Raw genomic sequence first — 16548 nt, forward strand, 5'->3', positions numbered from 1 at the left:
TCGTCGACGGCATACCAGGAACTCCTTGTCCGGTAGATGCGAGTAGACGACGTAGTTCAGCAGGGAGGTGGCTCAGGCAGTAGCGGCGCGCGCCGCTGCAGCGGCACGGCAATGTCCCGCGCGCGTGTCAGGTCCCGCGTGGTTTCGCGCGGTGCGTCGCCACGGCTGTCCACGGGTCGTCGGGCCAGGGATGCCGCGGATAGCGTCCCTTGAACTCCTTCTTCACTTCCGGATAGGTGCGGTTCCAGAAGCCGGCGAGGTCCTGTGTGACCTGGATCGGACGGCCCGCGGGCGACAACAGGTGCAGCATCACGGGCACGCGGCCGTCGCCTACACGCGGCGTATCGGCGAGGCCAAACAATTCCTGCAGTTTTACGGCGAGCACCGGCGGCGCACCGGCGTCGTCTTCGCGTGTGCCGTACTCCAGCCGACGGGTCATCCCGCTGGGCACTTTCAGTTCTTCCGGTGCATGCGCGTCGAGCGCGCGACGCTGCTCATAGTCCAGCATGGCCGACAGCGCCTCGGACAGTTCCGCCGCCTGCAGGGCTTCGAGCCGTCGCTTGCCGGAGAGATACGGCGAGAGCCAGGATTCCAGCGAACGCATCAGCGTGGCATCGGCGACGTCTGGCAGGTTCAACTCGGGACGCCATGCGTGCAGGGCCCCGATACGCGCACGGAGGCGCCGCGCGTTGTCGCTCCACGGCAGGCTGGCGATACCTCGCGCGCGAATCGCGGCGAGGAGTGCCGGCATGGCGTCATCGCCACGCACCGGAATGGCCTTGCGCGAGATCACCAGTGCATCGAAACGTCGTTCCTCGAAGGCTTCGGCGATCTGCCGCTCGTCGTCCCACCGCAACACGCGTTCGGTGATGAAACGATCCGCGTGGTCGCGCTCGAGCACGTCGGGATCGAAGGGCGCAGCGGCGAAGACCAGGCTGTCGCGAGCGTCCAGACGCAGGTCGAGGATGACCAGCCACGGCTCGCCGAGCAGCGCGCTCGCCTCGTGCAGGCGCGCACCGCGGCCGTTGGCGAGTTGGTAGCGCATCGGCTGACTATCGTCACGGCGGGCGACGCGATCGGGAAAGGCATGAACGAGAAGGTCACCGACCGCGTGCGCGTCGGGCACGCCGCTGGCGGCGGAACGAACGTCGAGTCGTCGACGCCAACCGGAAGAGGCCTTCTCGATCGCCGCGAGTGCGCCGATGTCGGCCGAGCCTGCGCGTGCACCGCGCGCTCCCGCGTCGCGCCAGAGATGCAGTGCGGCGACGCGCTGGCGGAAGTCGTCAGTGCGCCCGAGCTCCCCCCGCAGCGGCGAGCGGGCTTCGGTCAAGGCAAGCAGATCGGCGACCAGTGCGCGACGCTCCGGCGGCGTCCGCCATGCCGCGGCGGCCAGGCGCGGGGCCGCACCCAAGCCCAACATGTCGCGGCCTAACGCGGTGATCGCCGAGGTCTCGTCGAGTGCGCCGAGCCTCCGCAGCAAGTCACGCGCCTGGCTCATCGCGCCGGCCGGCGGCGCGTCCAGCCACGGCAGGTCATCACTACCCCATCCGGCCAGTTCGAGCGCGAGACCGGAAAGCTCGGCCTGTTCGATTTCCGCCGTGCGCGATGGTTCGAGACGGCGGCTTTGCGGCCATAGTCGGTAGGCCGTGCCTTCGGCGACACGACCGGCGCGACCCGCGCGCTGGTCCGCCGAAGCCTGGGAGATGTGCACGGTTTCCAGTCGCGTGAAGCCGGACTGGGGATCGAATCGCGGCTCCCTCGCGAGACCGGCGTCGACGACGGCACGGATACCCGGCAACGTGACGCTCGATTCGGCGACATTGGTCGCGAGCACGACACGGCGCACGCCAGGGTCCGCCGGCGCCAGCGCGAGTTGCTGCTCGGCCAGCGACAGCTCACCGTGTAATGCCACTACTTCGAGTGCGTCGTCGTGCTTCTCCAACATGCTGCGGGCGCGCTCGATCTCACGCCGACCCGGCAGGAAGGCAAGCACATCGCCGGGATTTTCACGCAGCGCCTGGAGCACGGTCCGCGCGAGGTGCTGCTCGGTGGTCTCCTGCGGTCGCGCAGGGGAATGCACGATGGAGACGGGGAAGCTCCGGCCGGGACTACTCAGCCGGGGCGCGTCGAGCCAGCGGGCGATGCGCTCACCATCCAGCGTTGCCGACATCACCAGCAGCCGGAGGTCAGGGCGGAGACTCGCCTGCACATCCAGCGCGAGCGCGGCCCCCAGATCGCCGGCAAGATGACGCTCGTGGAATTCGTCGAAGAGCACCGCGCCGATGCCATCCAGTGTCGGATCGTCCTGGATCATGCGGCCGAGGATGCCTTCGGTAACGACCTGGATCCGGGTACGGGGCCCCACCCGGGACTCGAAGCGGATCCGGTAGCCAACCGTCTCGCCAACCTGCTCGCCGAGCTGCGCGGCCATGAACGCCGCTGCGGCACGCGCCGCGATACGGCGCGGCTCGAGCACGATGATGCGGGCTCCCGCGAGCCACGGTGCAGCCAGCAGGGCCAACGGCACCTGGGTGGTCTTACCTGCGCCTGGCGGCGCCTCCAGGACAAGGCGTGGACGCTCCGCGAGCGAAGCGACGATGTCTGGGAGGAGCGGTGTGATCGGGAAGACGGGAGTCATGCGCCGGCTATGTTACGCAAGCCGACGCAGGATCGCCCGGAATCATCCCGCGCTGGCGGCTGGGGCCGATGCGGTCGCGGCCTCCGGCGTCGCCGCTTCGAGCGGTTGCAGCGAACGAAAGCGCTGTCGGTACTCATCGGAGACACGCTTCGCATCGTCGCCGCTGGCGATGACCTTCGGCGTGATCAGTACGATCAGTTCCGTCCGCATGAGATCTTCGTTGCGGCTGCGGAACAGGGCGCCCAGCAATGGGATGCGCGACAGTCCCGGCACCCCCGCTCGTCCACGGTTGTCGCGTTGCCTGATGAGGCCACCCAGCAACACGGTCTGCCCGCTGCGCACCGCCACCTGGGTATCCAGCTTGCGCTTCGCGATGGCGACGTTCTGTCCCGGCACAACGGCCTCGTCGGCCCGGCTGACCTCCTGGGTCACGTCCAGGTAAACCAGGCCACCCGGATTCACTCGCGGACGCACCTCGAGAATGACGCCGGTGTCCTTGTAGGTGACCTGGCCCACTTCTTTATCGCTACCCAGGCCGGGGTTGACGAAGGTCTGCGTGACGGGAATCTGGTCGCCCACCTGGATACGTGCCTTGCGGTTGTTCACCACCACCAGCGACGGCGCGGAGAGCGTCGTCGTGTTGCTGTCCGTTTCCATGGCGCGCAGCGCGACCTGGACGTTCTTGTTTACGAAGGAATAGAAGAGCGTGTCACTACCCGAAGGCTTGCCACCTCCGCTGCCTAGCGCCCACTGCTGCTTGTTGCCGGGCTGGCTCAAGTCACCGCTGCCGCCGGCGAGACCCTCGAGATACCACTGCACGCCAAAGCGGAAGTTGTCGCGAAGCACGACTTCCAGGATGCGGGTTTCGATCTGCACCTGGAGCGGAACGGCGTCGAGCCGCTCGACGGCCTGGCGAATATCGGCCCACTGCGACGGCCGCGCGTGAATCATCAACTGGTTGTTCGCATCGATCGCGGTGATGCGGATGTTGGACTTTCCATCGCCCGATGACGCCGCGGATGGCGCCTGGAAGAACGACGCGTCGCTGTCCGGGGCGACATCTGTTCCACCGCCACTGCCATCACCGAAGCCGTTGCCTCCGTCGCCCACGCTTCCTCCCAAGGCGATGCCATTGAGTCCGGGCCCTACTTGCGCGGATGAGGTGTCGCCACTGACGGCACCTCCGAAGATGTTGCCCACGTAGCGGGCCACATCCGAGGCGAGAAGGTTTCGAACGTCGTATACGAAGAGGCGCGGTTCGTTGCCGCCGCCACGGTCGATACGTTCGATCCACTCGCCCACCTGCTCGATGTGCGCGGCCTGCGTGGCGATCACGACGATCGCGTTGGTGCGTTCGATCGGGATGAACCGGATAAGCCCCGCGACAGGCGCACCGCTCTTCTGCCCGAATACGGAATCCAGCGCAGGCATCAACTCAGCCACACCGGCATTTCTCAGGCCGAAGACACCTACCGACATACCACTCACCCAATCGACATCGAAGGTGTCGATGGTTTGTGCCACGTTATCCAGTTCCTCACGCGTGCCCGCGACCACCAGGACATTCCTTGCGGGATCGGACAGGAGGATGGCGTCCGTCGCCGCGAACGGCGCGAGAAGCCTGGCCATTTCCGGTGCGGCGACGAAGCGCAACGGGAATAGCCGGGCACCGAGGCCATCGCGAGGGGCATTCGCACCGAGGGTTGGCGCGAGCCGCCCGGCGACGGCCTGCGACGTGGGCACGACCGTGTATCGACCGTGCTCCCTGACGAGTGCATTGCCCGTCCACGACAGCAGGTTCTCGAGGATCGGCAAGGCGTCTTCGCGCTTGACCGGCTTGGATGTCGAGAACGATACGGTGCCGCGCACGCCGGGGGCGAGCGAGTAATTCGCATCGAGGAGATCGCCGAGGATCGCCTTGACGACGGCCTCGATCGGCTGGTCTTCGAAGTTGAGTGTGACCGCTCCCTCGCCAGCCACCGTCTGGCGAGGCTCCTTCAGCGCCTGCGGGTGGATGAAGGTTCCGCTGCCGCGACTGATTTCCCTCTGGGCCCCGGCGGGCTGCGCCGTCGACGGGGGCGATTCAGAAGCCGGGGCCAGTGGCAACGGCTCCGGTACGGGATGGTCGACGCCGGCGAGGGCTTCACGCGCGATATCGCCATAGGTCGAGCGCGTCGCGTGGGGGGCACAGCCCGTCGCGAGCAAAGCCGCCGCGACGGCGATGCCGAGATTGAGTCGCTTCATGATGTCCTTCCTTCCGTGGTGGGCGCCTCATGCGCCCGCTACTGCGAGTCCTGCGCTTGCTGCCGCTGTTGTTGTTGCTCCATGCGGCGCTTCTGTACGGCTTGTTTCAGGGCTTCGATCCTGGCTTGCTGGAGCGCGCTGTCGTCCTGTCGGGGCGGTGCATCCCGCGCCGGTGCGGCAGGCGGACGAGGCAGTGCGGGGCCGGTCATGCCGGACGCCTGCTCCACGTGCACACCGCTGCCCGAAAGGCCAGGGTTAGTGCGCGGAGGCTGGGGCGACTGTCCCGCTGCCGGTACGGCTCCCTGCCGACCTGGGTCCTTGGTCAGTGCCTCGGGAGCGGCGACCTTCAGCGTCAATTCGCGGCGCTGGCCGCCGTTGTCGAACACGGCGCTGCGGGGCGTCAGCGAGGCGAGCGTCCAGTGACCGTCGGCGAGCGCGGCGCCTTCCTTGACGCGCACCGTCATGTCCTTGCCCCGATCGCGTAGCAAGGCCATGCGCAGGTCTGAGGTCATGATGATGCCGGTCAGTTCGAGATCTCCGATGTTGCTGGATGAATCGTCCGTGTCCGCTGCCGCCACGGGTTTACGGTCAGCCATGAACAGCGGTCGCTGCCAGACCTCGGCATAGCGATTCAGTGGCGAGGTGGGCGGCATCGCTGCGGCGCGCAGCTGTGGCAAGGCCTCCGGTGGCGCCGGATCGTCCCAGCGCACGCCCTGCCCTACGCCCATGGCAAAGGCGACAGCGGTGCAACCAAAGGCCAGCGCAATGATGGCGAGCACCGGCGTCAGCCGACGTTGACCGGCCGCGTTCATGTGGCCGCCTTCGCCGCGCGGGCGGCATGGATATAACCGGACACGGTGAACTGCACTTCCATCGGCGCAGCGCCACCGGCTCGCGCAGCAACGGGATTGCGATAGATGCTGAAGTCCTCGATGAAGAGGTACGGCGTTTCTTCCTCGATATCGTGAAGCACCGCGGTCATCGGCTGCACCTGGCAGCGCAGGCTGATATTCACGGTGACTTTCCGGTACGGATCACCGGCTTTCTCCTGGCTTGGTACGGGCATTTTCTGCACGACGTCGCAGGAGCCATCTTCTTTGTGGGCTGCGGCGACATCCACGATGCGCTGCATGAGCCCCGCCGCGGCAGCGTTCGTGTCGTCGCCGGCGAGAAAGGCATCGCTCCGTGTCTGGCCCTGTTCGAGCGTAGCCAGACGTTTCTCCAGCTGTGGTCGCTCGGCGATCGCGGCGGCGTAACGGCGTTGCGTGTCGCGCAGGTCATTCATGTCGCTGGCGATCGCCAATTGGGGCGATACGAACCACCAGTGGATCAACACGAAATAGCCGATGGCGATGGCTACGACCAGAAGCAGGATCGCGGCGACGCGAGATTCAGCGGGCTTCATGCGCACGGGCATCCTCCTTGATCGGGGCGGTCGGGGTCGCCGCTGCCTTCGTCGATGCGGCTGCCGGCGCGGGCGCGGACGCTACCCTTGCAGGTGCGGCAGTCACAGGCTTCGCCATCAACGCCTTCGCCTGCATGTAGAAGCGTTCCTTGCCGGACGTGGGATCCGTCTGGATGGTGCCCTGGAAGCTCGGCTCGGCAATGCTGCGCGCTCCCTTGAGCGCGTCGATGAGGCGGGCCGCTTGCGGGCTCTGGCCCTGAAAGCCGATCTGACCCGTGGCATTGAGCGTGAAGCGCTCCAGCCAGGTGTCGTCGGGCAGCCGATGGGTGAGTTCGTCGAGTACCGGCAGGATCGAAGGAGACTCACTCTTGCGACGGACGAGGAAGCCCGAGGCGCCCGCGCTATCCATAAGACGTTGACGCAGGGCCTTCACCCGCTGTGCATCGGACTGCATGGCATCGACGTCGGCACGCATGGTTTCGAGCGCGACGTTTCGATTGTGCAGCCATGCGCCCATGGCGCCAAACAGCAGGAGCACGATGGCCGCAACCAGGGCGAGGTTCAATCGGCGTCGACGATCCACGCGGCGCGGCGCACGCGCAGGCGGCAACAGATCGACACCGGCCAGTCCGTAGCCCTGGGGGACATCGACGCGATCGGGGGCAACCCGCAAGGCCGCGAGTTCGTCGAGAAGCGGATCGAGGGAGGCACGTGGCGTGGCGGCGAGCTCGGCAACGAAGCGGCCCTCCGGGCCACCTTCGCCCAGTTCGCGCACGCCGAAGTGGATGTCCTCAGCGCGGAAGGGTGTCTGCCGGTCGATGTCGTAGCCGACCACCTGACGCAGGTTGTCGCGTGCGGCGACCGGCAGCACCAGACGACGCCGGAGCACCTGGGCGGCCGGCATGAGCAAAGCGATACGGCGATCGGCGGGATCGCACTCGTCCAGGGCACGCGCCAGCAGGGCGGCACGGTGTTCGGCGGTGTCGGCGTCGAAGGCGTCCGCGATGGACAGACTTTCGCCGGCGCGACGAAGCTGCCAGACGTCGTCGCCGCGTTCGAGGACATACCAGCGCTCGCCACCGGCGAAGGCCTGTCGCCAGCGTACCGGCAGCAGCGCCGACAACTCGCCACCCCACCAGCGCAGAAAGCCCGGCAGCACGCTGCCGCGCCAGGCACGGCGCAGGCGGTCGAGCTGAAGCTGGGAGGCATCCTGCAAAGCGGTCATTCAACATCTCCTTCGCGCCAACGCAATATCGCGTAGGGCTGGTTACCGGATCTTATCCCACGCAGTCGGACGGTCGATGTAAGGAAACTCCGAGTTCCGTCGTCAAGGATGGCCTCCGCACGTATCGTGTGCGTGACACCGTTGCCCCCGGCGACCGACGCACCGTTGGCCTGCCCGCGGGTGGCCAGGATGGCCTGGGCACCCGCCTCGCCAAGTCCGGGAATCGAAGCCAGTGCGAGCGGCTGGGCGTGCTCGGTGTTCGGTCGCTCGCGACCGGACCAGATCGTCAGGACGGGCGCGACGGCGGTCCAGATGGCCGGATCCATGCCGAGCACCATGCGCGCCTCCTCCACCGTGGCGAAGGGCCCGTTGCGTGGCCCGTACCCGAGGCCCGCTGCTTCGTACTGGGGCTTCTTCGCGCCGTTGGGCGAAGCGGCATCGCCGGGGCGGCGCCAGTCCTGGACGGCGGCGGAAAGGCTCTTCGCCTTGTCGTCGTTGGCGCCGGCCGCCTTGAACAAGCCGGTCAGCACCTGGTCGGAGGCGGCGTTGAGGTCCACCTTGCCGTCTTCATCGACGACAGTGATGTTGACCTTGGCGTCATCGAACTCGAACACATAAGGGCGTCCGTCGGCAATCCAGCGCCCGTCGGGGTCGGTCGTCTGTAAACCCTCGATGGCGCGGACCATGCCTGCCTCCGCGGCATAGTGGGCACGCGTCTGGGCGAACTGGTAGCGCGCTTGCAAGCCCTCGGTTCGCGCCAGTGCGGCGAACCCGCCAAGCATGATGGCCAACAACGTGCAGCCCCACAGGACGATAAGCAGCGCGACACCTCGGTTGCGTTCACGATTCATCGAATCACCGGCCCGCGTGTGCCACGCGTCAGCGACAGACCGTTCCGCGATGCCGACGCGTCGATGCGGATGGGTGCGACGAGGGTCGGAAAGGTCACGTTGCCGCCGACATCGAGTTCGATGCGAACCAGCGACGGCGTGCGCCGCCCGTCATCCCAGCTGTCCTGCCAGTCGCCAGGGCGGTTCTGATCGTCCATGCCACGATATGAGATCGAGCCCTTGCGAATGCCACGAAGAAGGACTTCGGGCTCGCCGATCGGCTGCGGCGCTCCGCCATCCGGAGGCAACATCGCAAGAGTCACTTCGAGGCGATAACTCTGACGGCCATCGTCGACCAGCGAGACCGTCTGTAATTGCGGGCCGAGTTTCGACAGGTAACCCGGCATCGGGGCGACATACCGCAGCGTGCGCGAGGTACCGGAAAACACGATCGGATCGCCATCGTCGGTCTCGTCGAACGGCACGGCGAGCGCCTGGGCCAGTTCGCTGCGAAGAAACGTTTGCGCGGAACGGATCTCATCCATGCGCTCGATGGCCTGGTCGCCGCTACGGACGATGCGCGACGCCGTGCTGATGCCCGAGTAGACCCCGAGCAACACGATGGTCAGCAACGCCAGCGCCGCGAGCACTTCCATAAGGCTAAAACCGGCCGCGCGCCTCACGGTGAGCCGTCCGTGTTCGCGCCACCCATGCGCAGCGTTGAAAACCGCGCGTGCCGCTCGTTGTCGGCCACACCCCAGCTGACATCCAGATCCAGCCGATACACGCGGCTGGCGGTGCCGTCCGCCGGAGGTTTCACATCGGGGGTGACATAGCGCGTGACGTTCATGTGCCAGCGGTAGGTATCGTCGAAGCGCCCTTCGCTATCGCCTTCGCGCAGCGGCTCCATGACGAAGGCACCGTCAAGTAGCGTGCGCGCGCGCAGCGCCGCCTGGGTGCGTTCATTAGCGCGTGCCGTGAGGCTCATGGAACTGCCCGCAACCTGCATGAGCGCCGCGAAGGCGATCGCCAGGATGGCAATGGCGGCGATGATCTCGAGCAGGCTGAACCCGCGTTGGCGACCGGGATAGCTCACTTCGAATCCACGACGCTGACGGCACCCGTGAGCCAGGCGACGTTGACGTGCCATTCCCGTTGCCCACGCGTCAGCGTAACGCGACCACCCGTCGAACTGCCGTCGGGGAAGAAGCGGATGCGTCCGGTGGTGGCGTTCGCCTGGTCCTCGCGCGCACTTGTGATCGAGACGCGCATATCCTTCGGAAGGGTGACCAACGACTTGCCCGGCGGTTTGTATGTCGATGCCGACGTGTCCACCTCGAGGGCGAGGCTTTCGCCTTTGACGATCGACTGCGCACGGGTCCAGCGCAAGGCAGCAGCGAGCTCGCCACTGGCCGCATTCACGCGTGCGCTGGCGAGCCCCTGGGTAATAGGAATGGACACTGCCGCCGCCGCGATCGCGATGAGCAGGATCACGGCCAGCATTTCGAACAGCGTAAATCCGCGCGTATGCATGGCCGTGCCGGGTCGCTTACTGCCAGTTGCCGTAGTCGGCGGAATAGCCCTCGCCGCCGGACTTGCCGTCCTGACCATAGAACACGAGGTCGAAGCTGCCGTGTTCGCCCGGGTAGCGATAGCCGAACGGATGGCCCCACGGATCCTTCAGGTCCGACTCCTTCGCGTAAGGACCCTGCCAGTTCTGTGCATCGGCGGGCTTGGCGACAAGGTCGCCCAGATCGTGCGGCGGCGCGCCGTTATCGAGCGCGTAGTTTTCGACCTTCTGGCCCAGGGTGACGACCTGGGCCTTGCCCGCGCCGTACTTGCCCTTGTCGACGTTCTTGCCCACCTGGGTCACGACGATGGCGCCGATGATGCCGATCAGGACGATGACGGCGAGCATTTCGAGCAGCGTGAAGCCACGGGAGAGGCGGGGTCGAAGCGTACGTGTCGCGCGCATGGCAGAGCTCCTTGGAACGAATACGGTCAGTTGATGTTGCTGGTAAGGCTGAGCAGAGGCAGCAGGATCGCCGCCATGATGAAAGCGACCATGACGGTCATGACGATGGTGAGTGCCGGGACCAGCGCCGCCAACAGGCGATCGATGGCGCGCTTGGCTTCGACATCGAAGGTATCGGCGACCTTGAGCAGCATGGTATCGAGCGCGCCGGCCTCTTCGCCGACCTGGATCATCTGCAGCGCAAGGCGGGGGAAGCGCTCTGTCTGGGCGAGGGAGCTGCCGAGACCGGCGCCGCCCTTGACACGTTCAGCGGCCTGTTCGAGCGCCAGGTCGAGCGCGCGGTTGCCGGTGACCTGGCGTGCGATGGCCAAGGACGAAAGCAAGGGCACGCCGTTCTTCAGCAGGGTACCCAGGGTGCGTGCGATACGTGCGGTCTCGACCTTGAGTAACAACGGCCCGGATACCCGCATGGTGAGCAGGCGCGCGTGGAAGGCCAGCTTCGCGTCGGGATCACGAAGGCGCAGGCGGATGAAGACGCCCAGGACGAAGAGCGCGAGGCCAAGCGCCCACCACCAGTCACTGATCACCGTACCCAGGGCGAGCACGACCTTGGTGATGAGTGGGATCGGCACCTGCATGTCGGCGAAGATCGGCACGAACTGCGGCACGACGTAAGCCAGCAACAGCACCAGTGAACCGAGCACGCCGACCATCAGGAAGGCGGGATAGATCAGCGCGTTGATAATGCTGCCGCGGAGCGCCTGTGCCCGTTCCAGGTAGTCGGCCAGGCGGCGCAGCGTTTCGTCGAGCGAGCCACCGGCTTCGCCCGCCCGCACGAGGCTGATATAGAGACGCGGGAAGACCCCGTTCTCTTCGTCGAGTGCCGTGGACAAAGTCGTTCCGCCGCGGACGCGGTCACGCACGCGCTCGACGAGGTTCTTCGCACGCTCGCCTTCGGGAAGGTCGAGCAGGATGCCAAGCGCACGATCCAGTGGCTGGCCGGCGCTGAGCAGGGTGGCGAGCTGGTGAGTGAACTGGGCGAGCTGATCCCCGGTGAACACCCCCTTGCGAAACAACGCCGCGAATCCGCCACCGCTCGCCGCGCCGTCGGCGGGTGCGGCTTCCAACGGCGTGTGGCCCTGATCCTGGAGGCGCGCAACCACGTCTTCAACGGACGCAGCTTCCATCCTGCCGGTGAGCGCTTCGCCGGCGGCACTGATAGCTCGGTAACGGAACTGGCTCATGGGAGGGCCTAGGATTCCTGGGTGACGCGAAGGACTTCTTCGATCGTGGTAACACCGGCCACCGCCTTGGCGAGGCCGTCTTCGTACATGGTGCGCATGCCCTCGGCCCGCGCCTGCCGTTCGATTTCGCCGGCATCGGAACGCTGCATCACGAGGCGACGAAGCGGATCACTCATGACGAGGAATTCCATGATCGCGCGACGGCCGCGGTAGCCGGTCGGGTTGGTCGCACTGGTTCCGGGCTTCCACAAGCGGATCGGCCGCTCGTCGGTGTACTTGTGCAGCTCGAACTGTTCAATCACCTCGGGCAGAGCCTCGTACGCGATCGCCGTTTCCGGATCCAGCCGGCGAACAAGGCGCTGGGCGAGGATGCCATTCACGGTCGAGCCAAGCAGATAATCTTCCACACCCATGTCGAGCAGGCGCGTGATGCCGCCCGACGCGCTGTTGGTATGCAGCGTGGACAGCACCAGATGCCCCGTCAGCGCCGACTGGATCGCGATGCGGCAGGTTTCGAGATCGCGCATTTCGCCGATCATGATGACGTCCGGATCCTGTCGGACGATGGAGCGAAGCGCACCGGTAAAGTCCAGGCCGATCTGCGGCTTGACTTGGATCTGGTTGATGCCTTCGATCTGGTACTCGACCGGATCTTCGACCGTGATGATCTTCACGTCCGGCGTATTGATCTGTGACAGCGCGGTGTACAGCGTCGTCGTCTTGCCGGAGCCGGTCGGGCCGGTCACCAGCAGGATGCCGTGCGGGCGGTCGAGCACTTCGACGAAACGATCGCGGAAGTTGTCGGTGAAGCCCAGCGAGGCGAAATCGAAAATGATCGATTCGCGATCGAGGATACGCATGACCACCGATTCGCCGAAGCTGGTCGGCACCGTGGACACGCGCAGGTCCAGCTCCTTGCCTTGCACGCGCAGCTGAATGCGGCCGTCCTGCGGTAGTCGCCGCTCCGCGATGTTGAGACGGGCCATGATCTTCACGCGCGAAATGACCGCAGCGGTGGAACTCGACGGTGGCGCTTCCACTTCGTGCAGCACACCATCGATGCGGTAGCGGACCTTGAGGTGGTTCTCAAACGGCTCGATGTGCACGTCCGACGCCCGCTGTTCTACGGCGCGCTGGAGAATGAGGTTGACCAGGCGAATCACCGGCGCTTCGGAGGCGAGATCGCGCAGGTGCTCGACATCGTCCTCTTCGGCCGCGCTGCCATCCAGGCTCTCGACAATGCTGCCCATGGCAGAACGGCCCTGGCCGTAATAGCGCTCGATGAGTCCGTCGATCTCCGAACGCAGTCCCACCCGCAGGGGCAGGTCGCGACCCGTGGCGAGCCGGACAGCCTGCAACGGGTACGGGTCGGCGGGATCGGCAACCAGAAGCGCCAGACCGCCCTCGCCTTCGCGAACGGGAATGACGTGGTACTGCTTGAGGAAGCGAACCGACAGTTCGATATCGGCCGGGGGCAGGTCCGGGGCGTCTTTGGCTGCCAGCAGCGTCAGACCGAGCAATTCGGCCCAGGCATCGGCCAGATCGCGCTCCGACACCAGGCCAAGACGGGCCATCAACGAGGTAAGCGTACCCTCCGGCGTCTCGTCATGCAGGCGCCTGGCCCGCGCGAGGTCGGTGTCCTTAAGGCGGCCATGCGCCACCAGGTGCGCACAGACGTGAGCTTCTCCCGGTTCCCCGGTCAGCATATCCCTATGCTCAGTCATTGCAGACATGCCTTCCTCACGGTCCGTTAAAGCGGTCGATCCACGCGATCGATCCAGACCACGCGGGCCGCTATTGGTAGCACATACCGTGCGTCGACGGCGACCGTGAATCCCGTGTTCCGCGACATGGCGCAACAAGCGAAAGCCGACGTCATCGCCGGCTTTCGCGCCCTTCGGGCTGACTCGTAGGATATCGCCGGGCTGATTACCAGCCGATGCCTACACCGACACCTCCTGAAGTCTCACCGCCGCTGATCGCGGCGCCGAAGGTGAGAGTCGCCTTGGGACTGAGGCTGCGCGAGTAGCCAACCGACATCGCGCCTTGACCCTTGTACCCACCGACGCCCACGCCAAGCCGGTTGTCCCCGCTGACACCCTGGGTGCTGAACGCCATTTGCGACATCGCCGCACCCATGGCGCCTACCTTGTTCAGGCGGTCGTTGAGGTCGTTGAAGCGGTGGTCGACCTGGCTCTTGTACTCGTTGAAGGCCCCGCCGCTCACGACATCCCCGAACTTCTGGTCCGTGTACTGCTTGGCGCTGTTGAGGGTGGCGGCATCGCCCTGGTCGGAATAGGCCTTCGCAGTCGCCACGGCCTGATCCACCTGCCCGACATTGGCCCCGTCCGTGGGCGCGGTGCCGGCGGCGACGTTGGTGATGCGCCGTTCGGCGCCCACCGCACCCACCGACACCGTGTTGGCCTGGTCAGCGACCGACCCGGCGCCAAGGGCCACGCTGTTGGTCGCTGCCGCCGTCACCGTCGCTCCGTTGCCGACCGCCGTGCCGTTATCGGCGCCGACGCTGGCGTTGTTGCCAACCGCGATGTCCGTTGGGTCTTTCGCATAGCTGCCGGTACCGATCGCGATGCCGTTGCCGGTCCCTGGCACGACGGCCTGGGCCGTCACCGGCGGCGCTGCCGCAGCAGCAGATACGACAGGCGCCACGGCGGCCGATGTGACAGCCGGTGTGACGGCGGCCGCCATGACGCCCGGACTGCTGACCGATGCCGGTGCTGCAGCGACCGCATCACGCCGAATCGGCGTCGTTCCGGTGCCGGAACCGCCTGCCGACTTCGATTCCAGACTGCCCACACGGCTGTTCAGCGATGTCAGGGCGCCGTCCAGCGCACCGACCGCGCCACCCACCGTACCGTACGAGCCCCCCTGCACCCGATAGACCGGGCCGACGAAGCCATTGGCGCCCATCGTTGCGCCACCACCCAGGGCCATCGCCATGGCGTTTCCCGCCACGTTCGAGCTGCCCGAGAAGGCGCTTGAGAGTGCCGTGTTCAACTGGCCGACGTTCACCGCGTCGTTGGTCTGCGTACCCGATGCCACATTGGTGATCTGGCGGTTGTTCCCCGCACTGCCCACCGACACCGTATTGGCTCGCGTCGCAAGCGATCCGTTACCGAGCGCGACCGAATTGACGCCCAGGGCCCTGGCACTGTCGCCGATGGCCGTGGCACCCGCCGCTCCGGCATTGGCCGAGGCACCGATCGCCGTCGACGACTCTTTGCTCGCGGTGGCGAAGGCACCGTTGGCGGTCGACAGGTCGCCGCTCGCGCTGCTCCCCGCCCCGGTCGCGATGGCCAGTTGGCCCGTGGCGCTCGCATCGTCCGAGCCGTCGGCCGCGCCCGTCGCCGATACGTAGTGGCTGGCGCTGCTCACACTGTCGGACAGGGTATGCAGCTGCTGTACGTTGACGGCATCCGTACCCTGCACGCCCGCTGCGACATTGGTGATCTGCCGTTCGCTACCGCGATCACCCACCGACACCGTATTCGCGCGGGTGGCGAGCGAGTTCGAACCCAGCGCGACGCTGTTCGCGCCCAAGGCGGTCGAGAAGTCACCCACCGCGACACTGCTGGCACCGGATGCCCAGCTATTGATACCCAGCGCGGTAGCATTTCCGCCCGGCGCGTAGGCGAAGTAACCCAGCGCCGTGCTACCGACGCCCTCGGCAGCGGCCACGCCACCGAGCGCCGTGGCGTAATCCGCCGTGGCCTGCGCACCCGCGCCGAACGCGGCGGCACTGTCACCCGTCGCACCGGTATAGATCAGGCCCACACCCGGCAGGTTGCTCGGTCCACCGACGGCTACCGAGCCCGCACCCGAAGCCGTCGTCGATGTACCCACGGCCGTCGCGTAGTCGCCGGTGGCGTTGGCGACGGCACCCAGGGCCGTGGACTGTGCACCACTGGCGTAGGCGCCGACACCGACCGAGGTCGCTGCGAAGCCGCCTGCCTGGGAGCTTGCGCCAACTGCCGTACCGCCGACGCCTGCGCTGGTCGCGCCGGTGTCGACGGGGTTGCCATTGCTGTCTGAGATAAGGGGGTTACCGTCCTCATCGACGGCATTGCCTCCGACCGCGACGCTGCCGGCACCCGTCGCCTGCGCACCCGCACCGAAGGCAGCGCTGTTCATTCCACTGGCGGTGCTGCCGTAACCGTTCGCCGTGGCGAACTGGTTCACCGCATTGGCGCCCGCACCCGTCGCCGTCGCACCGGTACCCGACGCGAAAGCGCCCGACCCCGCCGCCGTGGCCAAATCACCCACCGCCTGCGCATCGTCGCTACCGTCGTTAAGGCCGTTCGCCTTGAAGTAGTGGCTGGCGTCGATTACGCCACCCGCCACGGCATCGAGCTGGCCCTTGTTCACCGCATCCGTGGTTTCGGTACCTGCGGCGACGTTGGTGATCTGACGCTCGCTACCCGCACTGCCTACCGAGACGGCGTTCGCGCGGTCAGCCAGTGAACCGGCACCGAGGGCGACCGAATTTGCCGCCGACGCGTAGGATGACTCGCCGATGGCCGTGCTACTCGCACCTTCGGCCTGCGCAACGGCGCCATACGCAGCGCTGTTCTGCCCCGTGGCGACGCTGCCGTAACCCGTCGCTGTCGCGTTGACGCCCGTCGCTACCGCACCACTACCGGTCGCCGTGGCACCATCAGCGCCGGCGAGAGCACCGGAACCCGAAGCCGTTGCGTACTGGCCAGTTGCTTGCGCATCGTCGCTGCCGTCGTTCAGACCGTTCGCCTTGAAGTAGCGCGTGGCGCCACTCACCGACGAATCGAGCTGGCCCTTGTTCACCGCATCGGTGTCTTCCGTTCCTGCGGCAACGTTCGCGATCTGCCGTTCATGGCCTGCGGTGCCTACCGACACCGTGTTGTCACGATCGGCCTGCGAATCCGCGCCGAGCGCTACCGAGTTTTCTCCCAGCGCCCAGGCATTCGCACCGAGCGCCGTCGCGTTATTACCCAGT

At 66.5% G+C, this 16548-nt stretch carries 13 protein-coding genes; all 13 read right to left on the reverse strand.

What is annotated here, in order from left to right:
- Positions 1-127 precede the first annotated feature (127 nt).
- On the reverse strand, positions 128-2638 hold the full coding sequence (gene hrpB / locus HB634_RS19865; RefSeq protein WP_213949835.1) for an ATP-dependent helicase HrpB: 2511 nt from the start codon (positions 2636-2638) through the stop codon (positions 128-130).
- Between the two features lie 42 nt (positions 2639-2680).
- Complete coding sequence (gene gspD, locus HB634_RS19870; RefSeq protein ID WP_213949836.1) at positions 2681-4882, reverse strand: type II secretion system secretin GspD; 2202 nt, start codon at positions 4880-4882, stop codon at positions 2681-2683.
- A gap of 38 nt (positions 4883-4920) precedes the next feature.
- On the reverse strand, positions 4921-5694 hold the full coding sequence (locus tag HB634_RS19875; RefSeq protein ID WP_063570372.1) for a hypothetical protein: 774 nt from the start codon (positions 5692-5694) through the stop codon (positions 4921-4923).
- Positions 5691-6287, reverse strand: a complete 597-nt coding sequence (gene gspM, locus HB634_RS19880; RefSeq protein ID WP_231873815.1) for a type II secretion system protein GspM — start codon at positions 6285-6287, stop codon at positions 5691-5693. The genes HB634_RS19875 and gspM overlap by 4 nt, the downstream gene beginning before the upstream one ends.
- Positions 6274-7512 (reverse strand): type II secretion system protein GspL, encoded by a 1239-nt coding sequence (locus HB634_RS19885; protein WP_213949837.1) that lies wholly within the window; start codon positions 7510-7512, stop codon positions 6274-6276. The genes gspM and HB634_RS19885 overlap by 14 nt, the downstream gene beginning before the upstream one ends.
- Entirely contained in the window at positions 7509-8363 is an 855-nt protein-coding gene (locus tag HB634_RS19890) for a type II secretion system protein GspK (protein WP_063570375.1), read from the reverse strand. Before HB634_RS19890 ends, HB634_RS19885 begins: the two co-directional genes overlap by 4 nt.
- Positions 8360-9025 carry a prepilin-type N-terminal cleavage/methylation domain-containing protein gene (locus HB634_RS19895; RefSeq protein ID WP_063570376.1) on the reverse strand — a complete coding sequence of 222 codons (666 nt, stop codon included), beginning with the start codon at positions 9023-9025 and terminating at the stop codon, positions 8360-8362. The genes HB634_RS19890 and HB634_RS19895 overlap by 4 nt, the downstream gene beginning before the upstream one ends.
- Positions 9022-9438 (reverse strand): prepilin-type N-terminal cleavage/methylation domain-containing protein, encoded by a 417-nt coding sequence (locus HB634_RS19900; RefSeq protein WP_345777515.1) that lies wholly within the window; start codon positions 9436-9438, stop codon positions 9022-9024. Before HB634_RS19900 ends, HB634_RS19895 begins: the two co-directional genes overlap by 4 nt.
- On the reverse strand, positions 9435-9875 hold the full coding sequence (locus tag HB634_RS19905) for a GspH/FimT family protein (protein WP_063570378.1): 441 nt from the start codon (positions 9873-9875) through the stop codon (positions 9435-9437). Before HB634_RS19905 ends, HB634_RS19900 begins: the two co-directional genes overlap by 4 nt.
- Positions 9876-9891: 16 nt before the next feature.
- Positions 9892-10317 (reverse strand): type II secretion system major pseudopilin GspG, encoded by a 426-nt coding sequence (gene gspG / locus HB634_RS19910; RefSeq protein WP_082878826.1) that lies wholly within the window; start codon positions 10315-10317, stop codon positions 9892-9894.
- 26 nt (positions 10318-10343) lie between these two features.
- Positions 10344-11561, reverse strand: a complete 1218-nt coding sequence (gene gspF, locus HB634_RS19915) for a type II secretion system inner membrane protein GspF (RefSeq protein ID WP_213949839.1) — start codon at positions 11559-11561, stop codon at positions 10344-10346.
- Between the two features lie 8 nt (positions 11562-11569).
- Positions 11570-13285 (reverse strand): type II secretion system ATPase GspE, encoded by a 1716-nt coding sequence (gene gspE, locus HB634_RS19920; protein ID WP_255548700.1) that lies wholly within the window; start codon positions 13283-13285, stop codon positions 11570-11572.
- Positions 13286-13490: 205 nt separating this feature from the next.
- On the reverse strand, positions 13491-16548 hold a 3058-nt coding region (locus tag HB634_RS19925), incomplete at its 5' end, for a YadA-like family protein (RefSeq protein WP_213949841.1).

The organism is Luteibacter sp. dw_328 (genome assembly GCF_018449605.1).
Taxonomy (GTDB): domain Bacteria; phylum Pseudomonadota; class Gammaproteobacteria; order Xanthomonadales; family Rhodanobacteraceae; genus Luteibacter.

Excerpts from the sequence above, each read along its gene's own strand:
- hrpB (WP_213949835.1), bottom strand. The coding sequence starts at position 2,638 with ATGACTCCCGTCTTCCCGATCACACCGCTCCTCCCAGACATCGTCGCT.
- gspD (WP_213949836.1), bottom strand. The coding sequence starts at position 4,882 with ATGAAGCGACTCAATCTCGGCATCGCCGTCGCGGCGGCTTTGCTCGCG.
- HB634_RS19875 (WP_063570372.1), bottom strand. The coding sequence starts at position 5,694 with ATGAACGCGGCCGGTCAACGTCGGCTGACGCCGGTGCTCGCCATCATT.
- gspM (WP_231873815.1), bottom strand. The coding sequence starts at position 6,287 with ATGAAGCCCGCTGAATCTCGCGTCGCCGCGATCCTGCTTCTGGTCGTA.
- HB634_RS19885 (WP_213949837.1), bottom strand. The coding sequence starts at position 7,512 with ATGACCGCTTTGCAGGATGCCTCCCAGCTTCAGCTCGACCGCCTGCGC.
- HB634_RS19890 (WP_063570375.1), bottom strand. The coding sequence starts at position 8,363 with ATGAATCGTGAACGCAACCGAGGTGTCGCGCTGCTTATCGTCCTGTGG.
- HB634_RS19905 (WP_063570378.1), bottom strand. The coding sequence starts at position 9,875 with ATGCATACGCGCGGATTTACGCTGTTCGAAATGCTGGCCGTGATCCTG.
- gspG (WP_082878826.1), bottom strand. The coding sequence starts at position 10,317 with ATGCGCGCGACACGTACGCTTCGACCCCGCCTCTCCCGTGGCTTCACG.
- gspF (WP_213949839.1), bottom strand. The coding sequence starts at position 11,561 with ATGAGCCAGTTCCGTTACCGAGCTATCAGTGCCGCCGGCGAAGCGCTC.
- gspE (WP_255548700.1), bottom strand. The coding sequence starts at position 13,285 with ATGACTGAGCATAGGGATATGCTGACCGGGGAACCGGGAGAAGCTCAC.